The 19,597-nt window shown below is 69.7% G+C and carries 18 protein-coding genes and 1 tRNA gene; 8 read left to right on the plus strand and 11 right to left on the minus strand.

Annotated elements, in window-relative coordinates; translation table 11 throughout:
* Positions 1-194: 194 nt before the first annotated feature.
* Positions 195-269, minus strand: a tRNA-Thr gene (locus IBL25_RS04710).
* Between the two features lie 1,388 nt (positions 270-1,657).
* On the opposite strand from IBL25_RS04710, the gene IBL25_RS04715 reads away from it, so the two are divergent.
* Positions 1,658-2,557, plus strand: a complete 900-nt coding sequence (locus tag IBL25_RS04715; protein WP_187777405.1) for a LysR family transcriptional regulator — start codon at positions 1,658-1,660, stop codon at positions 2,555-2,557.
* Between the two features lie 101 nt (positions 2,558-2,658).
* Positions 2,659-3,420, plus strand: coding sequence for an SDR family NAD(P)-dependent oxidoreductase (locus tag IBL25_RS04720; RefSeq protein WP_187777406.1), 762 nt, complete (start codon positions 2,659-2,661; stop codon positions 3,418-3,420).
* A 286-nt stretch (positions 3,421-3,706) separates the two neighbouring features.
* Here the strand turns inward: IBL25_RS04720 and IBL25_RS04725 are convergent, their stop codons facing one another.
* The 7 genes from IBL25_RS04725 to IBL25_RS04755 all read right to left on the minus strand — a co-directional run bounded on the left by IBL25_RS04725 (position 3,707) and on the right by IBL25_RS04755 (position 10,834).
* Positions 3,707-5,137: a sensor histidine kinase gene (locus IBL25_RS04725; RefSeq protein WP_187777407.1), complete on the minus strand. Its 1,431-nt coding sequence runs from the start codon at positions 5,135-5,137 to the stop codon at positions 3,707-3,709.
* 142 nt (positions 5,138-5,279) lie between these two features.
* Positions 5,280-5,729, minus strand: a complete 450-nt coding sequence (locus tag IBL25_RS04730; RefSeq protein WP_187777408.1) for a glycoside hydrolase family protein — start codon at positions 5,727-5,729, stop codon at positions 5,280-5,282.
* Positions 5,726-5,911, minus strand: a complete 186-nt coding sequence (locus tag IBL25_RS04735) for a hypothetical protein (protein WP_187777409.1) — start codon at positions 5,909-5,911, stop codon at positions 5,726-5,728. Before IBL25_RS04735 ends, IBL25_RS04730 begins: the two co-directional genes overlap by 4 nt.
* Positions 5,912-5,978: 67 nt before the next feature.
* On the minus strand, positions 5,979-6,353 hold the full coding sequence (locus IBL25_RS04740) for a phage tail fiber protein (protein ID WP_187777410.1): 375 nt from the start codon (positions 6,351-6,353) through the stop codon (positions 5,979-5,981).
* Between the two features lie 35 nt (positions 6,354-6,388).
* A complete protein-coding gene (locus tag IBL25_RS04745) occupies positions 6,389-7,675 on the minus strand; it encodes a hypothetical protein (protein ID WP_187777411.1) in 1,287 nt (428 codons plus the stop codon).
* 1 nt (position 7,676) lies between these two features.
* Positions 7,677-10,124: a glycosyl hydrolase family 28-related protein gene (locus IBL25_RS26660; protein ID WP_202986685.1), complete on the minus strand. Its 2,448-nt coding sequence runs from the start codon at positions 10,122-10,124 to the stop codon at positions 7,677-7,679.
* A gap of 56 nt (positions 10,125-10,180) precedes the next feature.
* On the minus strand, positions 10,181-10,834 hold the full coding sequence (locus IBL25_RS04755) for a hypothetical protein (RefSeq protein ID WP_187777412.1): 654 nt from the start codon (positions 10,832-10,834) through the stop codon (positions 10,181-10,183).
* A 272-nt stretch (positions 10,835-11,106) separates the two neighbouring features.
* Here IBL25_RS04755 and IBL25_RS04760 point away from each other — a divergent pair, with 272 nt between their 5' ends.
* Genes IBL25_RS04760 through IBL25_RS04785 form a run of 6 tightly spaced genes read left to right on the plus strand, consistent with a single transcriptional unit; the run spans position 11,107 to position 15,961 of the window.
* Entirely contained in the window at positions 11,107-12,219 is a 1,113-nt protein-coding gene (locus tag IBL25_RS04760; RefSeq protein ID WP_187777413.1) for a polyamine ABC transporter substrate-binding protein, read from the plus strand.
* A 1-nt stretch (position 12,220) separates the two neighbouring features.
* Positions 12,221-13,270 carry an ABC transporter ATP-binding protein gene (locus tag IBL25_RS04765; protein WP_187777414.1) on the plus strand — a complete coding sequence of 350 codons (1,050 nt, stop codon included), beginning with the start codon at positions 12,221-12,223 and terminating at the stop codon, positions 13,268-13,270.
* Positions 13,270-14,118, plus strand: a complete 849-nt coding sequence (locus IBL25_RS04770; RefSeq protein WP_187777415.1) for an ABC transporter permease — start codon at positions 13,270-13,272, stop codon at positions 14,116-14,118. Before IBL25_RS04765 ends, IBL25_RS04770 begins: the two co-directional genes overlap by 1 nt.
* Positions 14,115-14,894 carry an ABC transporter permease gene (locus IBL25_RS04775; RefSeq protein ID WP_187777416.1) on the plus strand — a complete coding sequence of 260 codons (780 nt, stop codon included), beginning with the start codon at positions 14,115-14,117 and terminating at the stop codon, positions 14,892-14,894. The genes IBL25_RS04770 and IBL25_RS04775 overlap by 4 nt, the downstream gene beginning before the upstream one ends.
* Positions 14,895-14,939: 45 nt before the next feature.
* Positions 14,940-15,464: a hypothetical protein gene (locus IBL25_RS04780; RefSeq protein WP_202986686.1), complete on the plus strand. Its 525-nt coding sequence runs from the start codon at positions 14,940-14,942 to the stop codon at positions 15,462-15,464.
* Positions 15,461-15,961 (plus strand): hypothetical protein, encoded by a 501-nt coding sequence (locus IBL25_RS04785; RefSeq protein WP_187777418.1) that lies wholly within the window; start codon positions 15,461-15,463, stop codon positions 15,959-15,961. Before IBL25_RS04780 ends, IBL25_RS04785 begins: the two co-directional genes overlap by 4 nt.
* Here IBL25_RS04785 and IBL25_RS04790 read toward each other — a convergent pair.
* Genes IBL25_RS04790 through IBL25_RS04800 form a run of 3 tightly spaced genes read right to left on the minus strand, consistent with a single transcriptional unit; the run spans position 15,953 to position 19,592 of the window.
* Entirely contained in the window at positions 15,953-17,716 is a 1,764-nt protein-coding gene (locus tag IBL25_RS04790; protein ID WP_187777419.1) for an ABC transporter ATP-binding protein, read from the minus strand. The two genes, IBL25_RS04785 and IBL25_RS04790, sit on opposite strands and share 9 nt — an antisense overlap.
* The gene (locus IBL25_RS04795) at positions 17,716-18,588 is read right to left on the minus strand and encodes an ABC transporter permease (protein ID WP_187777420.1); all 873 of its coding nucleotides are present in this window, start codon (positions 18,586-18,588) and stop codon (positions 17,716-17,718) included. The genes IBL25_RS04790 and IBL25_RS04795 overlap by 1 nt, the downstream gene beginning before the upstream one ends.
* Positions 18,585-19,592, minus strand: a complete 1,008-nt coding sequence (locus tag IBL25_RS04800) for an ABC transporter permease (RefSeq protein WP_187777421.1) — start codon at positions 19,590-19,592, stop codon at positions 18,585-18,587. Before IBL25_RS04800 ends, IBL25_RS04795 begins: the two co-directional genes overlap by 4 nt.
* Positions 19,593-19,597: the final 5 nt, after the last annotated feature.

Raw genomic sequence — 19,597 nt, forward strand, 5'->3', positions numbered from 1 at the left:
GGCCTGGCCGGCCTCGCGGGCGCGGGACTGCGCCTTGCGGCGGCGCAGATTCTCCCGCAGCGCGGCGGCGAGGCGCGCCTCGGCCTCGGCGGCGCGGCGTGCCGCGGGAGTCTCGGATGGGCCCGGGGGGGCTGAGGAAGGAGATTTCGCCATCGGGGCAAATGCAACCTGGCCGATGCGGAAAAGCATGCCGATGGTGCTGCTGCAGGGAATCGAACCCTGGACCTCTCCCTTACCAAGGGAGTGCTCTACCGCTGAGCTACAGCAGCAGGACCATCGGCGTGGGGCGCTTCCTAAGGTCTGGCTCGCCGGCACGCAACCCCCATTATGTGCCGGGATGCACAGAATCGGGAGGCGGCCCGCCGGCCCCCGTCATGTGGCAGGCACGCGGTTCCTGTTGCGTTCGCTCTGATTGCCCTGCGGCGGCAACGGCGCTGGCCAGATGTCCCCACAGCGCCCGAATGGCACGATGTGGGCATACCGCTCCCAAAGGCTGTGCTGGGCCAGCCGCCTTCGACCTTCAACCGAAGGCGCGGCGGCGAGTGCGGATACCCCTGGCTTGACGGTTCCGACGATCCACAGGGTTCCGGTGTCTCGACCCCGTTCGGCCTCAAGGGGCACCGGACCGCCTCCTTCAGGATGGCAACCGAGGCGCGACGCCAGGATCTGGTGGGCAGGCACCAACTCGGTCACACGCCGGCCCGGAGTTCCGTGGCGTCCTCGGCCGCTCTCGAGGGGCGTTCCCCCCTACCGGTTTCCATGCGGCGCCCATGGCACGTGGCCTTCCGCGATGGCAGGGAAGTGACAAAGCTTTGATCCATGCGCCTGCGGCTGCCCCGATCCCGTCACCATTGAGACGCGTGCTTGCCCAGAAGGTGGTCTTTCTGAGCCTGGTATGGAGCCCCTGCACTCATCCAGGGCTCCCGATGAGGCTCTGGAGGTCCGGCAAATGGCGCGGAGGAATGAGCGACATTCCGAGGCTGAGATGGAGGCGGCAATGGCGGAGATAGAGCAAAGTCTCGGTGTGGCATCACCAGGCGCATGCTTTACCTCTCTGTGCCTGATGGCTGTGATTGTCGCGCGGTATCCTGCCGGCGATGCCCAGGATGAGGCAGAAGACCGGCTGTCCGCCGCGATGGCGCGGAGCAGCCTGGGGCAAGACGAGCTCGCGGTCATCCGCAGGTTCCGGCAGGATGGGTTAGGGGCGGATACGCGGCGCCTGAGTTTAAGCCGGGGGATAGAGCCCAGGCTCAGACGGCAGTTCTGACGTTCTGGAATGTGGGTCCTGCCACTCGTGCTGTTCTTCTTGCCCGCTTCACCCGGACGCTCCTGACCCGATCCGGCGCTGAGTGCTGGCAAGGGCAACAGAGCGGATCGGCTGAGGAGCGGGCATCGTCCCTCCTGACCTCGGCCAATGCGGCCCGCAGTTCCCGGAAAGAGGCTTGATACGCCGCATTCCAAGCCGAGCGGCTGAAGATGCTTCCACAGGCAGCGGGCGCCTCCATGCCCCCGAGCCGGCGTAATGCACGCGAGATGACTCTGGACTGCCTGGCATGAAGCATCCCTCCGGCTGAGCCTCCGCTCCAGCAAGCGTTACCTCGGCCATGGGGCGGGCAGGCCCATATGGCCCGGAAGCAGCCAGGCTGGTGCCAGACTCATGACCGACCGAGACTATGCCGATCTCCGGGCCCTGCGGTGCATCATCGAGCAGGGAAGTTTTGTGGCCGCGGCGCGCGAGTTGCGCCTTTCCCGCTCGGCGCTGAGCGAGGCCATCCGCAGGTTCGAGGCGCGGCTCGGCATTCAATTGCTCAACCGGACGACGCGCAGCGTCAGCCCCACCTCGGCGGGCGAGCGCCTGGCCGAGCGCTTCGGCGGCGCCGCGGCGGAGATCGAGGCCGCGCTGCGGGAGGCGATCGAGGCCGGCGGGGAGGCTGCGGGCACCGTGCGGGTCCATGCGCAGCGCCTGGGCTACGAGACCGTATTGCGGAATTTCCTGCCGCGCTTCGTGGACCGGCATCCCCGGATCAGCGTGGAGGTCGAGATCGGCGATGCCGGCATCGACATCGTCTCGGAGCGCTTCGACGCCGGCATCCGGCTCGGCGAGCTGCTGGACCAGGATGTCATCGCCATCCCGCTGCAGCCGCCGATCCGCCAGGTGGCGGTCGCCGCCCCGGCCTATCTCGAACGGCATGGGGAGCCGCGGCATCCGCGCGAGTTGCGCGGGCATCGCTGCGTCTGCTTCCGCTGGCCCGGCCACAACATGCTCTACAACTGGGAATTCTACGAGAACGACGCCTGGTTCTCGGTCCCGGTTTCCGGCCCGCTCACCTTCAACGACCAGCGCGCGACCATCGAGGCCGCCATGGCCGGGGCCGGCATCGCCTTCTGGGTGGAAAGCGAGGTGCAGCCGCATATCGACGCCGGCCACCTGGTGCCGATCCTGCTGTCCTACACGGCGAGCTTTCCGGGCTTCGCCCTCTACTATCCCCGGCACCGGCACCGCTCCCCGGCGGTCAATGCCTTTATCGCGGCGCTGCGCGACGAGGCCCGGCGCTGAGGGATTGTACCCTGCTAGGCGAACAGCCCATGCGGAATGCATGGCATTCTGGCGGGCAAGGAAGGGGCTTATCTGCGCTGGACCCAATCAAGGAGACCAGCATGAACAGCAGGAATGACAAGGCGGGTGATTTTTCCGGCAAGGTCGCGATCGTGACCGGTGCCGCCAGCGGGATCGGCCGCGCCACGGTGGAGCTTCTGCACGGCCGGGGCGCCTCCATCATCGCCGAGGACCGGAACCCGGCGGTCGAAGCGCTCCACCGCCCGGGCATTGAGCCGCTTGTGGCCGACGTGACGCAGGAGGAGGCCGCGAAGCGCGCGGTGGCGCTGGCGCGGGAGGCCTTCGGCGGCCTGGACATCCTGGTCAACAATGCCGGCATCATCATCAACAAGCCGGTCCTGGAGACGAGCCTGGAGGAATGGAACGGCGTGCTCGCCGTCAATGCCACCGGCGCCTTCCTGCACGCGCGGGAAGCGATGCGGGCCATGGTGCCGGAAGGCCGTGGCGCCATCGTGAATGTCGGCTCCTATGCCTGCTTCCAGGCCTTCCCGACCATCGCCGCCTACGCCGCCTCCAAGGGCGCCCTGGCACAGCTGACGCGCGTGCTGGCGCTGGAGGGGATCGGGCATGGCATCCGCGTCAATGCCGTGGGCTCCGGCGATGCCGTCACCAATATCCTGAACCATATGCGCGAGGATGGCGCCGAGTTCCTGGCCGAGCATGGCCGCAACGCACCCATCGGCCGCGCGGCCGAGCCGCGGGAGATCGCGGAGGTCATCGCCTTCCTGGCCTCGGAACAGGCTAGCTACATGGTCGGCTCGGTTGTCATGGCGGATGGTGGGATGAGCGTGGCCCTGCCCTGAGCATCCTTCTGAGCGGCCACCTACCATCCGGACAACACAAGGCAGCGAGGCGTTGCGGAGCGGTTTACTCGCGGGGCCCGAGGCGTGTTTCCTTCTCCCCATGCCACCCCGGTCGGAACCGCCCGTGAAGAGCCCTGGCACCCGCCGCGCGATCCTCGCGGTGGGCCTGCTGCTCTGCGTGCTTCTGTCGGTTCTAGGCGCGTTTCTGCTGGGCTGGCTGGACGCGCTGCGCTGAGGGCCTGGGTCTCATCAGCCTCCGCCCAGGCCCGCATGGAGGAGGGGCCGCTCAGGCCTGGCGGCCTTGCTCCTCATGCAGCGCCGCCACGGGGCCTTCGAGCTGGTAGAGCAGGCCGTGCGGCGGGAATTCCAGGCTGGCCGAGCCTTCGAAATATCCAGGCAGGGTGCGGCGGATCATGAAGCTGCCGAAGCCGTTGCGGGAGGGAGGCTGCACCGCCGGGCCGCCGCTTTCCTCCCAGCGCAACTGAAAGCTGGCCTCCGCGCCGTCGAAAGGCGGCAGGATGCGCCAGCATAGCATCACCCGCCCGCCTTCCACCGAAAGGGCGCCGTATTTGGCGGCATTGGTGGCCAGCTCGTGCAGGGCCAGCGTCAGGGCCAGGGCGCAGCGGGAGGAAAGACGCAGCGAAGGGCCCTCGACCCGGAAGGCGCTGGCGCGGCCGTCATGCGGCAGCAGGGCGCCGCGCACCACCTCATGGATCTCGGCGCCCTGGTTGTGGATGTCCAGCAGCCCGCCCTGGGCGCGGCCCAGTGCTATCATCCGCGCCTCCAGTGCCTCCCGCGCCTCGGGCAGCGAGCTGGACTGGCGCAGCGTCTGGTTCATCACCGCCTGCGCCATGGCCAGGGTGTTCTTCAGCCGGTGCCGCAGCTCCTGGTTCAGCAGCTCCAGCTGTTCCTCCAGCTGCCGCTGCGCCGTGATGTCGCGCGCGACGCAGAGCAGCCGCTCCGGCTGCCCGCCGCCGTCCAGCATGGGCGTCACCGCCACGTCCCACCACAGCGGCCGGCCGCGCATGGTATGCGCCAGCCCCTGGAAGCGCGCGGTGCGGCCGGCGCGGGCCTCGGCCACCGCGGCCTCCGCCCTGGCCCTGGCCTCGCCCCGCCACAACTCGGGCCAGGACGCGTGGTGGATGGCGGCGAAATCCGCGACCTCCATGCTTCGGCGGCCGCCTTCGCTCATGAAGGCCAGGCGGGCATCGAGGTCCAGCACGGTGATGCAGTCGGCGGAACTGGCCAGCACGCCGCCGAGGAAGGCGGCGCTGGCATCGGCCTCGGCGCGGCTGCCGGCCGCGTCGGCGAGAGCCTGGCGCAGCCGCGCGAGATCGGCGTCCCGGGTATCCAGGATGCGGCGGAAGGCGGCGCAGACCAGCGCGATGCTGGCGGTGACCAGGGCGAACAGCGCCGTCGCCGTCCACTGCTCCAGGCTGATGAAGAAGGTGTAGTAGGGGGGAATGAAGAGGCCCACGGCCAGCAGCGTGGCCAGGGCGGTGGCGAAGAGGCCGGGGCCGATGCCCAGCAGGAAGGCCACCGCCATCACGGGCGGGATGAAGAACAGGTAGGGTAGGCCAAGGACCGGCAATGCCAGCCGGATGCCCCCTGCCGCCAGCACCATCAGCGCCGCAAGGCCGTAGCGTTGCGGCGTGGGCAGTGGGCGGCGCGGCAGGCGGCGTATGACCTTGTGCCAGAAAGGCATCTGGTGGGGCAAAAAGCGTGATCCTGGCCAGGAGGAGCGGCGGCCTGTGGCCGCCTGCGCCGGAGTCCTGGCGGCCCCGGCGCCAGGGTCGAATATAGGATGGCCCGGCGAAAAGCACAGGCTTTCGCTTTGTGCTGCCGCCGGGCCCGGGGGCTCAGCCGGCGCGCATCATCGCGGCCATGCGCTGCGCCCGCGCCGGTGTCTGCCGTGCCCAGAGCGAGGCCAGCATGCCTGCCGCCGCCGCCTCATGGTCCCCGCGCCGCAAGGCGGCCAGGGTGCCCTTGAAGCCGAGCAGCCCGGCGAGGCCGAGCTGGAAGGCCATGGCTTCCAGCACCGTGCGGCGGTTCCCGGTCAGTTCCGCCACCCAGGGCAGCGCCTGCGCGACCCCGGCGCGGATCTCCGCCAGGTCGTTCTCCAGCAGAGCCAGGGCCTCGGCCGCGGTGATGCCCTTGCGGTCCAGGCAGCGGCCGATGCCGATGGTGGGGTGGCCGCGCAGCGTGCTGCCAGGCAGCAGGGGCTGGCCGGTGGCGTCGTCATAGACCGTCAGGCGCAGGCCTTCCTCCCGCAACAGCAGCGCGGCCAGGGAGCTGGGCGCCGTGCTCAAGGCCGGGCCGCCTTGCTGTCCTCGGGCATCAGGGCGGAGATGGTGCCGAGCAGCAGGATGGAGACATCCACAAAGCCCTGAATCGTGCCGGCATCCGGCACGATGCCTTTGATCGCGAAGACCACGACGGCGAGCGAGCGCAGTGTGCCCGGCTCGGCCAGTCGGTCGAGGAGATAGCGCATCGGATGGGTCCTTGTTGGGGGCGGTGGGCGGGATAGGCCGGCCACGCGGCGCGGCCGGCCAGGGGCGTTATTCGGCGCCGATTGTCAGCGCCTCGGCGGCGATGGTCACGGTGCCGGCGCCGGAGACCGGCGCGGTCTGCGCCAGCGGGCCGAAGGCCAGGGCATTGCCGCCGGTGGCGGCGTCATAGAGCCCCACATGCGTCAGCGTGCCGGCGGCGGCGGTGAAGACGAAGCGCAGCGCCTCGGCATTGCGCTGCTCCCCGGTGCCGGTGAAGACCACCTTCTGGCGGGCATAGCCATTGCCAGCGGGCTCGCCGGACAGGCCGGCGGCCACGGTGCCGCCGGTGCCCAGCGCGGCATAGACGGCGGCAGGCAGGGAAGGGCCACGGGCGCAGATGGCGCGGGCCACGAGGTTGCGGGCATAATCGGTCAGGACGGGCATGGGTCTCGTTCCTTCGGGAAAGGGCCGGCTGCCGCTCAGGCGGCGCCGGAAAGGGCCTGCAGCATGGGGTTGGGCAGGCGGGTGGGGCGGTAGTCCACCAGTTCCACCTCGCCGAAGGCGGCGCGGTTGAGCTGGGTGGAGGCATGGCCGACCAGCAGGCGGGTGAGGCCGGCGGGCAGGGCGGCGGCGGCGGTCTGCACCTCGCCGCCATTGAGGCAGAGCGCCTGGTCCCCCGGCGCCCAGGCGAAGGCGGCGCGGAAGGGCGTGCCGGGCACCATGTTGCCGGGGGAAAGGGTGGCCAGATTGGTGCCGCCGCTATCGACCACGCCGGTGATGGCGGAGCCGGCCGAGGTATTGCGCAACTGGATGCGGTTCTGGTCCGTGCCGTCGTCGATCTGCCAGAGGCCCTGAGAGGCCCCGAAAGGCGCGATCTGCGGCAGCATGGCCCGCACCACCAGCGTGCCCCGCGTGCCGAAGCCGCCGGGGGGCTGCCAGAGCGGCAGGTCGGCCTCCCGCGACGACACGGCCAGGCTGCCAGCCGGAGGCAGGATGGGAGAGGAGGCGGAAGTGCCTTGCTCCACCTGCAGCGCGCCGATGCGGTAGGTCTCGTCCACCACCTCGCCGGCGGTGTTGTTGGCGAAGTGGATCTCGGGCAGCAGCCGGCCGACATTGGCGGAGCTGATCGTGTAGCTGGCCGAGAAGCGTTGGCCGGCCAAGGGCGCCCCGCTGGGCTGGCCGCTGAAGGCGGCGGTGGGCAGCGAGAGGTAGCTGCCGGTCTCGCTGCGCAGGTTGAAGCCGGCGCGGAGCGTCAGGACCGAGGTGGTGCCCGCCAGCTTCCGCGCGAAGAGGCTGGTGGTCCAGGTCTGGCCATTGCCCGCGGCGATCTGCGTCATGCCCTCCAGCGCCAGGCGCCAGCCGGCATCGCCGCTGCCGTACTGCCGCGTGCCGTAGAGCCGCAGGTCGAAATACGGGATGCCGTTCTCGCTGCCCTGGCCGGTCACCTGCCAGGACAGGCCGCCCGCATCGCCGATGGTGGAGAAATAGGTCGGCAGGGTGCCGGTGGCCGCGCTGCCCGCCACCACGGCGCCGGCGAGGCGCGGGTTGCGCAGCTGGTTGCTGCGCGCCCCTTCCACCAGCAGCCTCCGCGCCGCGCCGTTGAAGCGGGGCGTGTCGGCGGTGGCGACGGCCAGGCTCAGCGATGCCGCCATGACCTGCGCGCCGCCGGTGCGGCTGACCGCGAGCCGCCCCGGGTTGTCCGGCCCCAGCACGCGGAGGGCGGCACTGCCCTCCAGCGCGCCGGCCGGAAAGTAGCAGAGGTTCATGTCAGGGGGCTCCCGCGCCCGTCAGGTGGCAGATCTTCGTGGTGCCGCCATCGGGCGAATAGACCAGCAGCGAGGCGACGCCGCCGGCGCGGATCTTGGTGAAGCCATCGGCATTGGTGGGCGCCGTGTTGACGGTGAAGCCGGAGAGCGAAAGCGCGAGATCCGTGCCCATGCGATTGACCAGGGTGCAGGAGAAGCCATCACCCGCATTGGCCCAGCTCAGTGACAGCGTGGTGCCGGCATTCGCGATCAGCATCCGGCCGTTATGCAGCGCATGCGTCAGCGTGGTGGCGGCGGAAAGCAGCACAGTGGCCAGTCGGCGCTCGGTGAACTGGCCGTCCACATAGCGCTTGGTGGCGGCGTGCGAGTTGGCCACCGGGTCCCCGGGCAGCACCAAAGGCCCCGTCAGCGTCGCGGTGCCGGTGGAGGAGATGCGGAAGCGCTCCGCCACCGTGCCGCCCGCCCGGGTCTCGAAGACCAGTGCGCCGGCCTCGCTGCCATTCGTTACCGTCTCCGCCACGGCGGCGAGACGGGCGAAGGTCTGCTCGGCGGCGGCGCTGTTGTTGCCATTGGCTTCCAGCACCGCGATGCGGTCATTGGCCAGCGGGCTGGCGGAAAGGCGGCGCAGCCGCAGCGTCTGCGGCTGCGTCATGCCGGCGCCGCCCAGGCTCAGCGCCGCGTTCGGGTTGTTGCCGGCCTCGCCGGCGAAGTTCACATCGGCGCCGGAGAGGGTGAAGCTCGCCGCGGGCTTGTCCGCGGCATCCAGCAGCCGAAGCTGCGCGCCGCTGCTGCCACGCTTGTGAATATTCACCGCGCCATCGGCATCGGCGGAAAGCCGTGTCTCGATGGCGGCGGTGTCGGAGACCGAGGCGATCTCCACCCGCCCCGCCGCGATGCGGTTGGTGCTTTCGCTGGTGGCGCGGTTGGCCGCGAGGCTGATGCGCCGCATTGCCGCCGGGCTGTCGGCGGTGAAGGTCACGGGGCGAATGTCGCAGCCGGTGACAATGACATTGCCCGCCGCTTCCGCCAGATGGATGGCGGCGATGGTCTGGTTGCCCGTGCCAGGACCGCCGGTGAAGTCGCAGCCCACAAAGGAAACCTGCCCGTCCAGTACCTCTGCAATGCGGCGCGCGCCGCCGGTCACATCGACGCCGATGATCTCGTGCTGCTCCGTGCCCGTGGCCGAGACCTGCACGGAGACCCCCTTGGAGGAGAGGAAGCCGCCGATGAACTTGTTGCGCTGCGTGGTGCCACTGAGCCGGATGCCGATGGTGGTGGGGTCCGCCGCGTCCACCCAGCCATCGACGCCGATATTGGAGAAGGTGCAGGCATGCACATCGCCGTAGATGTCGAAGCCGACATCATGGCCGTATTCGAAGCAGTTCTGGAAGGAGGCCATGTCGGCGCTGGTGATGGCGAAGGCTGTGCCCAGGCGCCGGTTCGGCTGGATATAGGCGGCGCCGCCGGAGTTCCAGCCGGCGGCATAGGTGGAGCCGTCGAGGTCGACGCAGGTGGGGTCCACCACCGTGACCGTCCAGCGGCCGTAGAGGCCGGGGCAGCCGCTGGTGCGCACCTCGGAGATGTTCATCACCTCGCCGGTCCTGAGGCTATGCTCGCCGGCCAGCGCGACGCGGAAGCGCCCGCTGCCGTTGTTGGTGACATTGCTGATGGCGACACGCGTGTTGGACCAGGTGCGCCCGGTGGTGACCAGCGGGTGCCAGTTCACCTCGCTGATGCGGCAGACATCGAAGGCATTGCCGACGAAAAGCCCGTTGCGCGCATCGCCCAGCACATCCTTCACGCGCAGGCGCGCATTGCCGTGGCTGTAGATGCCCCAGTTGAAGCCCAGGATCAGCAGCCCCGACAGCGTGGTATCCGCGCCATTGCCGTTGCCGCCCCCGCCGCTGCCATCGCCCACCGTGACGGCGGTGCCGGCGAAGGCGGCCATGGCATCCAGCCCTTCGCGCAGGTTGGTCGGCACTGTCATGCCCCGGCGCAGCACCGCCAGCCCTTCCAGCCCGCCATTGCGCTGCACGCGGATGGTGCGCGCCGGGTCCAGCAGGATGGCGTGGTTGACGCTGGTGAAGTCGCCGCCCTGGCGCCAGCCGCCCGCGCTGGTGCGGCCGCGCAGGAAGACGCCGTTCTTCACCGTGATATCGCCCGCGGCCACCAGGTAGCGGCGCGGCCCCAGCAGCACCACGCCGCCGCCCTGCGCCGCCGCCGCGTCGATCGCGCGCTGGAAGGCGGCGGTGTCGTCGGTGACGCCATCGCCCGCCGCGCCGTAGTCACGCACATGCAGCGAGCGGTCGGTCAGCATGGCGCGGCGCATGGCGGCGATGGTGGTGCGGCGCGTCACCGCCAGGGCGGCGCTGCCCTGCACCAGGGCGGCGATATCGGCATCGGCGAGGGTCGCGGCGGAGGGAAGTTCAGAGATCTTCGAATTGGCCATCGGGGCGGGGGTCCTTCAGGTGATGGGGGCGCGCGGGGAGGGGAATGAGGGGCCGCTCAGACCAGCAGTTCGCCGCCGTCCTGCATCAGGATCGTGGCGCCGGCCTCGGTGAGCAGGACGTAAGGCTCGGTCACCACGAAGGAGGTGGAGGTCTGCGTCACCAGCGGTTCATCGGCATCCCGCACCACGACGCGGTAGCCGGAGCCCGGCGAGGGCGCCGTGAAAGTGACGGAAGCGGAACCCGAGAGCGCGCTGACGGAGACCGGGCCCGCGACCACCGTGCCGCTGCTGTTGACGATGGAGAAAAGCAGCGTGCCGACCGGCCCGGTGACGCGGGCCGAGACGGTGAAGGAGCGCCCGATGTAGAGACCCGCCGGCACCGGATCGAGCGCCACGGCGCGCGTCTGCACGGTGGCCGCGCCCAGGCTGAACAGGATCTTCAGCGCGGCGCCGGTGCTGATGCGCACCGGCGGCGCGGTGGCGTCCAGCACCAGGCCGTTGCCCACGGCGCCGTTGCTGCGCACGGGGATGAGGCTGAGCGCATCCGATGTCTGCAGTAGGATCAGGTGGCCCGGCATCAGCTTGTCGGCGACCGAGGCGAAATAGCCCGGGGCCAGCACGGCGGCGCGGGTATCGGTGGTGGTGTAGAGCCACATCGTGAAGCCGCCGGCGGAATCCAGCGGCGTGAGGTTGCGGGCGTCGAAGGGCATGCGCGTCTCCTGGGACGGGCTGGCGGAGGGCGCGCGCGGAAAGCCCGCCCGCGGAGGAGGCGGGCAGGCCGGGCGCGGGCGGATGGGGTGTTGGAAGGGGCCTGATATGGTCAGGGCGCAGCTCGCCCGGTGACGGCTGGAATAGAAAGGAATATCAACCGGAAGTCAAGAAAAAAATCCTATAAATGTGATCGGAAAGCAGGGTGATTGAGCCATGGCACCCTCCGCCGCTAGGCTAGCCGCCTGCTCCCCGCTGTCAGGAAGGGCCCGACATGCTCCGTCGTCTGCTTGCCGCCTCGCTTTGTGCCGCCGCCCTCCTGGCCGGAAGCCTGCCGCACCCCGCCGCCGCGCAGTCGGACAAGACGCTGAATGTCTACAACTGGTCCGACTATATCGATCCCTATGCGGTGTCGAAGTTTGAGCAGGAGACGGGCATCAAGATCCGCTACGATGTCTTCGACAGCCTGGAGACCCTGGAAGGCAAGCTTTCCGCCGGGCGCTCCGGCTACGACATCGTGGTGCCCACCAGCGAACCCACCTTCGCGCGCCTCGCCAAGGCCGGCGCGCTTCTGCCACTGGACCGTGGCAAGATTTCCAACTGGGGCAACCAGGACCCGGCGCTGCTGAAGCAGGTGGACAGCAGCGACCCCGGCAACCGCTTCGGCGCCATCTATCTCTATGGCACCATCGGCCTGGCCATCCGCCCTGACCGCGTGCGCGCCCTGGCGCCCGATGCGCCGCTGGACAGTTTGGACCTGTTGCTGAAGCCGGAGAATGCACGGCGCCTGGCCGGCTGCGGCATCGCGGTGATGGATTCCGCCATCGATGTGCTGCCGACGGTGCTGCGCTGGCGCGGCCGCGATCCCAACAGCACCGACACCGCCGACCTGCGCGCGGCGGAAGAAGCGCTGCTGGCCATCCGCCCGCATGTGCGCGCTATCACCGCCAGCAGCAGCATCCTCGATGCGCTGGCCAATGGCGAATACTGCGTGGCGCTGACCTATTCCGGCGACACCATCCAGGCGCAGGCCCGCGCGCGGGAAGCGAAGCGCGGCGTCGAGATCGGCTATGTGCAGCCCAAGGAAGGCGCGCAGCTCTGGTTCGACATGCTGGCCATTCCCGCCGATGCACCGAACCCCGAGGCGGCGCATGCCTTCATCAACTTCCTGCTGCGGCCGGAGGTGATGGCGGGCATCACCAACCACGTGCGCTACCCCAATGCCGTCACCGCCGCCACGCCGATGGTGCGGGAAGACGTGCGCAACGACCCCAATATCTACCCGACACCGGAGATGCTGGCGCGCACCTTCACGGTGCAGGCACTGCCGGCCAGCGCCGCGCGCGCCTATGGCCGCAGCTGGAACCGCTTCAAGGCCGGGCGCTGAGTTGAGCCTGCTGGAGATCGCCGGGCTTTCGAAGCATTTCGGCGGCACCGCGGCGCTGGAGGCGCTGGACCTGCGTGTGGAGCCGGGGGAATTCCTGGCGCTGCTGGGCGGTTCCGGCTCCGGCAAGTCCACCCTGCTGCGGCTGGTGGCGGGCTTCGAGCAGCCGGATGCCGGCAGCATCCGCATGGAGGGGCGCGACCTCGTGCCGGTGCCGCCGCATGCGCGGCCGCTGAACATGATGTTCCAGTCCTATGCGCTGTTTCCGCATCTCTCCGTGCAGGGGAATGTCGCCTATGGCCTGAAGCGCGATGGCGTTCCGCGCGCCGAGCGTGATGTGCGGGTGGCCGAGGCGCTGGAGATGGTGGGGCTGTCCGGCTTCGCTTCCCGCATGCCGCACCGGCTTTCCGGTGGCCAGCGGCAGCGCGTGGCCCTAGCGCGGGCGCTTGTGAAGCGTCCGCGCCTCTTGCTGCTGGACGAGCCCCTGGGCGCGCTGGACGCCAATCTGCGCGAGCGCACCGGCTTTGAGCTACGCGCCCTGCAACGCCGCACCGGCGCCTCCTTCATCATGGTGACGCACGACCAGAACGAGGCGTTGGCCCTGGCCGACCGCGTGGCGGTGCTGGAGGCCGGGCGGCTGGTGCAGCTTGGCCCGCCGCGCGCCGTCTATGAACGGCCGGCGACGCGCTTCGTGGCCAATTTCCTCGGCGCCGCCAATGTGCTGGAGGGGCAGCCGGATGGGGCAGGGGGGCTGGATTGCCCCGGCCTCCGCGCCAGCCTGCGCCCGGCCGAGCCCATGCCGCCCGGCGCCACGGGCTGCGCCCTGCGGCCCGAGCGCATCCTGGCCCAGCCCGGCGCCAACGGCCCCAATACCGCGCGTGGCGTGGTGGAGGATGTGGCCTTCCGCGGCGACGACAGCCTGCTGCTGGTGCGCGCCGCCGGCGGCGCCCTGCTGCGCGTCAGCCATGCCGAGGAGGATGGCCCGCCGCCCCCGCCCGGCACCACTCTGGACCTGCGGTGGGAGGCAGCGGCGCTGGTGCCGCTGGTGGGCTGATGCGGCGCATTCCGCTACTGGTGCCAACGCTGTGGCTGCTGGGCTTCGTGGCGCTGCCGCTGCTGGTGGTGCTGGTGCTGGCCATCTCCCAGCCCGGGGACGGGGTGCCGCCCTTTGTGCTGCCCTATTCCGCCACCGATGGCTGGCAGCCGAACTGGGAACCGCTCGGCCTGCTGGTGCAGGATGACTACTATCTTTCCGCCCTCCTGCAATCGCTGCGGGTGGCGGGCGGCACGGCGGCGCTCTGCCTGCTGCTGGGCTTCCCCATGGCGCTGGGCATCGCCCGCGCGGCGCCGCGCCGCCGGCCGCTGCTGCTGATGGCGGTGCTGCTGCCCTTCTGGACCGGCTTCATGCCGCGCATCGGCGCCTGGACGGGCATTTTGCGCGATGAAGGCTGGATCAATGGCCTGCTGCGCGGCCTGGGCTGGATCGATGCGCCGCTGCCGCTGCTCTATTCCGACACGGCGATGTTCCTGGGCATGGTGCATGCCTACCTGCCCTTCGCGGTGCTGCCGCTCTACGCCAGCCTCTCCCGCCTCGACCGCACGCTGGAGGATGCGGCGGCCGATCTCGGCGCCCATCCGGTCACCGTCTTCCTCACCGTCACCCTGCCATTGGCGGCGCCGGGGGCGGTGGCGGCCTTTCTGCTGGTCTTCATTCCCGCCGCCGGTGAGTACGTCATCCCGGAATTGCTGGGCCCGCCGGAGGCGCTGCTGGTCGGCCGCGTGCTGTGGCAGGAATTCTTCCAGAACCGTGACTGGCCGGTGGCCGCCGCCCTGGCGGTGGCGCTGCTGCTGGTGCTGATCCTGCCCATACGCCTGTTCCAGCGGCTGGAGGCGCGGCAATGACGCGTATCGGCCTCTGGCTCGGCCTCGGCTTCCTGTGGCTGCCGGTGCTGCTGCTGGCGGGCTATGCCTTCAGCGACAGCCGCGTGCCCTTCCAGTGGGGCGGCTTCTCCTTGCGCTGGTTCGCGGCGCTCGCGGCCAATGACCGGCTGCGGGAGGCCGCCTGGCTGTCCCTGCGCATCGCCGCCGGCTCCGCCACCCTGGCGGTGCTGCTGGGCGGCGCCACCGGCTGGGTGCTGGCGCGGCGCGGCCCCTTCGCGGGCCGGGCGATCTTCGGCGCCCTGGCGGGGGCCCCGCTGGTGCTGCCGGAGGTGGTGACGGGCCTTTCCCTGCTGCTGGGCTTCGTGCTGCTGCAGGCCGCCACCGGCTGGCCGGCCGAACGCGGCGCCACCACCGTGCTGCTGGCCCATGCCACCACGGGCCTCGCCTATGTGGCCGTGGTGGTGCAGGCGCGGCTGGCTGGGATGGATGCCTCGCTGGAGGATGCGGCGCGCGACCTCGGCGCCACGCCCTGGGTGGCTTTCCGCACGATCACGCTGCCGTTGATACTGCCGAGCCTGTTGGCGGGCTGGCTGCTGGCCTTTACGCTCTCGCTGGATGACGTGGTGGTGGCCAGTTTCGTATCCGGCCCCGCCGGCACCACGCTGCCGATGGTGGTCTTCTCCATGCTGCGGCTGGGAGTGACGCCGGAGGTGAATGCGCTGGCTGTGGTCATCCTGGCACTGGCCCTGCTGGTGGCTGGCGTGGCGGGCTGGGCGCTGCGGCGCGTGGAGACGTAAGAGGCTCGCGGAAAGCGGCCGTTTGAAGGGAGAAGGCCATTGGCGGTGGTGAAAGCTGTTCCCGTTCTGCTTTCGGGCCTGCTTCTGCTGGGCGGGTGTCAGTCATTGCTGCGGGAAGGCACCGCCGACCTTGCCGGTATCGCCGGCGCCTCACTATCGGAGGCGGTGACGGATAACGGCGCCGTCACCGCGGGCATCGGCCTCGGCGTCCGCTCCCTGGCCCAGGCCGGGCTGCAATATGCCGAGCGCCGCACCCAGCGTTCCGAGCAGGACACCATCGCCAATGCCGCCGGCCCGCTGGCCATCGGCAAGGTGGCCGCATGGGAGGTGCGCCACCAGGTGCCGGTGCAGCCCAACCGCCATGGGCAGGTGACGGTGTCGCGCGATATCGGCGGCCTCGGCCTCGAATGCCGCGAGATCATCTTCTCCGTCGAGAGCAATGTGCAAGAGGTCGATGGCGTGGTGCGGCCGCACAAGGCTTTCTACACCGCCGCCATCTGCCGCAATGGCGAGCAATGGAAATGGGCCAGCGCCGAGCCAGCCACGGAGCGGTGGGGAGCCTTGCAGTGAGCCCCGGCGCGCGGCGGGCCGCCGCCGTGCTGGTGGTCGCCCTGCCATTGGCGGGTTGCCAGGCGGCGGGCGGCATTGTTGGCGGCATCTCCGGCGCCACGGCCGGCATCGCCACCGGCAATGCGGCGGTGGGCTATGCGGTGGGCGTTGGCATCCGCGCAGCCGTCACCGCCACGCTGCAATACGTCTCCCGCCGCATCGCGCGCGGGGAGCAGGACAGCATCGCCGCCACGGCCGGCGCCATTCCGCTGGGCACGGTCGCCGATTGGAAGGTGGAGCACGCATTGCCCTTCGGCTACGGCGACGCGCAAGGCACCGTGCAGGTGGTGCGGTTGATCGACAGCCCGCTGGCGCAATGCCGCGAGGTGGCCATCGGCATCGGTGACGAGCCGGAGGATCGCATCACCATCATCGCCACCGCCTGCCTGCAATCGGATGGCCGCTGGAAATGGGCCAGTGCCGAGCCGGCGGTGGAGCGCTGGGGCGTGCTACAGTAGCGCTAGCTCGGGCCTGCGCAGCGGCGAGAGATCGGGGTCCGGGTCCGGCATCGCCGCCAGCAGCATCTTGGCGTAGTCGCTCTGCGGCGCGGTGAAGACCTCTTCCGTCTCGCCCTGTTCCACCAGCCTGCCATGGTGGATCAGCGCCACGCGGTCGCAGATATAGCGGATGACGCCGAGGTCGTGGCTGATGAAGAAATAGGTCAGTCCCAGCCGCGATTGCAGGTCGTGCAGCAGGTTCAGCACCTGCGCCTGCACCGAGACATCCAGCGCGCTGGTGGGCTCGTCCAGGATCAGGAAATCCGGCTTGGGCGCCAGGGCGCGGGCGATGCCGATGCGCTGCCGCTGCCCGCCGGAGAATTCATGCGGGTAGCGGTTCAGGTGCTGCGTGGCCAGGCCTACCTGCTGCAACAGTTCCGCCGCGCGATCGGTGCGCTGGCGCGGCGAGAGCGCAATCTTGTCGTGATGGATCTCCATCGGCTCCGCGATGATGTCGCGCACCGTCATGCGCGGATTCAGCGAGGCATAGGGGTCCTGGAACACGATCTGGATGCGCGCGCGCAGCGCCTGCATCTGCTGCGGCGTCTGCGCCGTCAGCTCGATGCCGTCATAGACGATGCGGCCCGAACTCACCTTCTCCAGTTGCAGGATACAGCGGGTGAGGGTGGTCTTGCCCGAGCCGGATTCCCCCACGAGGCCGAAGCTCTCGCCCTTGCGGATGGCGAGGCTGACATCCTGCAAGGCCTTCACCGGCGGCGCGCGGTCGAAGAAGCCGCGCCGGGCGCCCGGGAATTCCTTCACCACATTCTCGATGGAGAGGATGGTGCCGCCCGGCGCCGGCCGTGGCGGCGGTGGCGCCAGGGGTTCGGCGGCCAGCGCGCCGCCGGCCAGGCCGCGCAGCTCGCCGCGCTTCATGCTGGGCTTGGGCACGGAGGCCAGCAGCCCGCGCGTATAGTCGTGTCGCGGGTGCTTCAGCACCTCCCGCACCGGGCCGGATTCCACGATGGCGCCGGCATACATCACCGCCACATGGGTGCAGAGCTGCGCCACCACGCCGAGATTATGTGTGATGAAGAGCACGCCGAGATTATGCTCCTCCACCAGCCCATGAATCAGCCGCAGGATCTGCGCCTGCACGGAAACATCCAGCGCCGTGGTGGGCTCGTCCGCGATCAGCAGGTCCGGCCGGCCGATCAGCGCCATGGCGATCAGCACGCGCTGCTTCATGCCGCCGGAGAACTGGTGCGGGTAATCATTCACCCGCGCGGCGGCATTGGGGATGCCGACCTTCTCCAGCATGGCGACAGCATGCTTCTCCGCCGCCTGCCGCATGGCGCGGCGGGAGGCACCAGGCGCCAGCCCCAGCAGCCCCGGCTCCTGCCGCGCCGCGTGCAGCGCCACGTCCACCAGCTGCGTGCCGATGCGGAAGGTGGGGTTCAGGTTGGTGGTGGGGTCCTGGAAGATCATGCCGATGCGGCGGCCGCGCAGGGTCCGCATCGTGTCTTCCGTTTGCTGCAGCATGTCGCGCCCCTGGAAGCGCACGCTGCCCCCCAGGTAGCGCCCCGGCGGCGTTGGTACGAGGCGGGAGACGGAGAGGCCGGTCAGCGACTTGCCCGAGCCCGTCTCGCCCACGATGCCCCAGATCTCGCCACGCTTCACGGCGAAGGAGACGCCGTTGAGCACCTGCACCTCGCCCTCGAAGCTCCGCATGGCGAGGTGGAGGTCCTGGATCTCCAGCAGGGTATCGTCACTCATCAGCGGCGCGCCTTCGGGTCCAGCAGGTCACGCAGACCATCGCCGAGCAGGTTGAAGCCGAACACGGCCAGAAAGATCGCGAGGCCAGGGAAGATGGCCGTCCACCAGTAATCCGGCATGTTCACCCGCGCGACGGAAAGGAGCGAACCCCATTCCGGCGTCGGCGGCTTCACGCCAATGCCGATGAAGCCCAGCGAGGCCACGGTAAGGATGGCGAAGCCCATGTCCAGCGACATCTTCACGATGATCGGCGAGACGATATTGGGCAGGATATGCCGCCACAGCAGCCGCCCTGTGCCCGCACCCATGGCGCGGGAGGCCAGCACAAATGTTTCCTCGCGCTTGGCCATCACCTCGCCGCGCACCAGCCGCGCATAGCCGGGCCACCAGGAGAGGGCGATGGCGAAGATCATGTTCACGATCCCCGGCCCCAGCGCGGCGGCGACGGCCATGGCCAGGATCAGCCCAGGGATGGTCAGCTTCAGGTCGGCGATGCGCATCAGCACCTCATCGACCCAGCCGCCGAAGAAGCCGGCCAGGGCGCCGACCAGCACGCCGAAGGCGGCGCCCACGATCACCACCGCCATGCCCGCCAGCAGCGAGATGCGCGTGCCCGCCACCACCAGGGAGAAGACATCCTGCCCCAGTTCATTGGTGCCGAACCAATAGGCGGCGGAAGGCGGTTGCAGGCGGGAGCCGGTATCCACCACGCCCAGGATATGCTGCGGATAGGGCGTCAGATGCGCGCCGCCGATGGCCAGCACCAGCAGCACCAGCACGATGAACAGGCCGAGGATGGAAACCCAACTCTGGCGGAAGCGGTAGAAGCCGCGCCGCCAGCTTTCGACGCGGGGATGGGCGGTGGCGCTCACTGGTAGCGGACCTTCGGGTTCAGCAGGCCGTAGAGCATGTCCACCACCAGATTGACGGTCACGAAGATGGCGCCGATGCAGAGCGTGACGCCGATGATCGGCATGAAGTCCTGCGTCAGCACGGCCTGGGTGGCGTAGAGGCCGATCCCCGGCCAGTCGAAGACGGTCTCCACCAGCACGGTGCCGCCCAGCAGCCAGCCGAAATACAGGCCGATGACGGTGAGCGTGGCGGAGATGGCGTTCTTCAGCACGTACTTGAAAAGGATCAGCCGCTGGCTGAGGCCGAGCGCGCGTTCCGTCAGCACGTAATCCTGTTGCAGCACCTCGATGGTGGAGGCGCGCATCATGCGCATGATGGTGGCGAGCGGGGAGAGCGCCATGGCGATGGCCGGCAGCGCCAGATGCGAGAGCGCGATGCCCAGTGCATGGAACTGGCCGGACAGCACGGCATCCACCGTCAGCAAGCCGGTTACGGTGGGCGGCGGTTCCTCGATCAGCGGGAAGCGGCCGGAAAGCGGCAGCCAGCCCAGCCACATCGCGAAGAACAACTGGAAGACCAGCCCCAGGAAGAAGCGGGGCATGGAGATGGCGCCCAGCGACACGGTGCGGGACAGGAAATCCGGCCAGCGGTTGCGGAACACCGCCGCCATCAGCCCCAGCGGAATGCCGAAGCCGATGGCGAGGAACATCGCCGCCAGCACCAGTTCCAGCGTCGCCGGCAGGAAGGCGGCCAGATCCTCCGCCACCGGGCGGCGGGTGAAGATGGAGACGCCGAAATCGCCGTGCAGGATGCCGGTCAGGTAGTTCCAGTATTGCAGGGGCAGGGGCTGATCCAGCCCGAATTCGCGCGCCATCGAGGCCACATCCGCCGCCGTCGCATTCGGCCCCGCCGCCAGTGCCACCGGGTCGCCCGGCAGCAGCCGGGCGATGGCGAAGACCAGCAGCGACAGGCCCAGCAGCACCGGCACCAGCAGCAGGATACGGCGGAGGATATAGCCCAGCATGGGAC

Origin of the sequence: Pseudoroseomonas ludipueritiae, assembly GCF_014490445.1 — a bacterium.
GTDB lineage: Bacteria > Pseudomonadota > Alphaproteobacteria > Acetobacterales > Acetobacteraceae > Pseudoroseomonas > Pseudoroseomonas ludipueritiae.

What these genes read in the sequence shown, in the direction of transcription:
- IBL25_RS04735 (WP_187777409.1), bottom strand. Translation starts at nt 5,911, where the DNA reads ATGCGCTATCTCCTCGACCGACTGGCCGAGCCGGGCACACTGCGCTCG.
- IBL25_RS04790 (WP_187777419.1), bottom strand. Translation starts at nt 17,716, where the DNA reads ATGAGTGACGATACCCTGCTGGAGATCCAGGACCTCCACCTCGCCATG.
- IBL25_RS04740 (WP_187777410.1), bottom strand. Translation starts at nt 6,353, where the DNA reads ATGCCCGTCCTGACCGATTATGCCCGCAACCTCGTGGCCCGCGCCATC.
- IBL25_RS04800 (WP_187777421.1), bottom strand. Translation starts at nt 19,592, where the DNA reads ATGCTGGGCTATATCCTCCGCCGTATCCTGCTGCTGGTGCCGGTGCTG.
- IBL25_RS04745 (WP_187777411.1), bottom strand. Translation starts at nt 7,675, where the DNA reads ATGAACCTCTGCTACTTTCCGGCCGGCGCGCTGGAGGGCAGTGCCGCC.
- IBL25_RS26660 (WP_202986685.1), bottom strand. Translation starts at nt 10,124, where the DNA reads ATGGCCAATTCGAAGATCTCTGAACTTCCCTCCGCCGCGACCCTCGCC.
- IBL25_RS04720 (WP_187777406.1), top strand. Translation starts at nt 2,659, where the DNA reads ATGAACAGCAGGAATGACAAGGCGGGTGATTTTTCCGGCAAGGTCGCG.
- IBL25_RS04760 (WP_187777413.1), top strand. Translation starts at nt 11,107, where the DNA reads ATGCTCCGTCGTCTGCTTGCCGCCTCGCTTTGTGCCGCCGCCCTCCTG.
- IBL25_RS04755 (WP_187777412.1), bottom strand. Translation starts at nt 10,834, where the DNA reads ATGCCCTTCGACGCCCGCAACCTCACGCCGCTGGATTCCGCCGGCGGC.
- IBL25_RS04775 (WP_187777416.1), top strand. Translation starts at nt 14,115, where the DNA reads ATGACGCGTATCGGCCTCTGGCTCGGCCTCGGCTTCCTGTGGCTGCCG.
- IBL25_RS04715 (WP_187777405.1), top strand. Translation starts at nt 1,658, where the DNA reads ATGACCGACCGAGACTATGCCGATCTCCGGGCCCTGCGGTGCATCATC.
- IBL25_RS04770 (WP_187777415.1), top strand. Translation starts at nt 13,270, where the DNA reads ATGCGGCGCATTCCGCTACTGGTGCCAACGCTGTGGCTGCTGGGCTTC.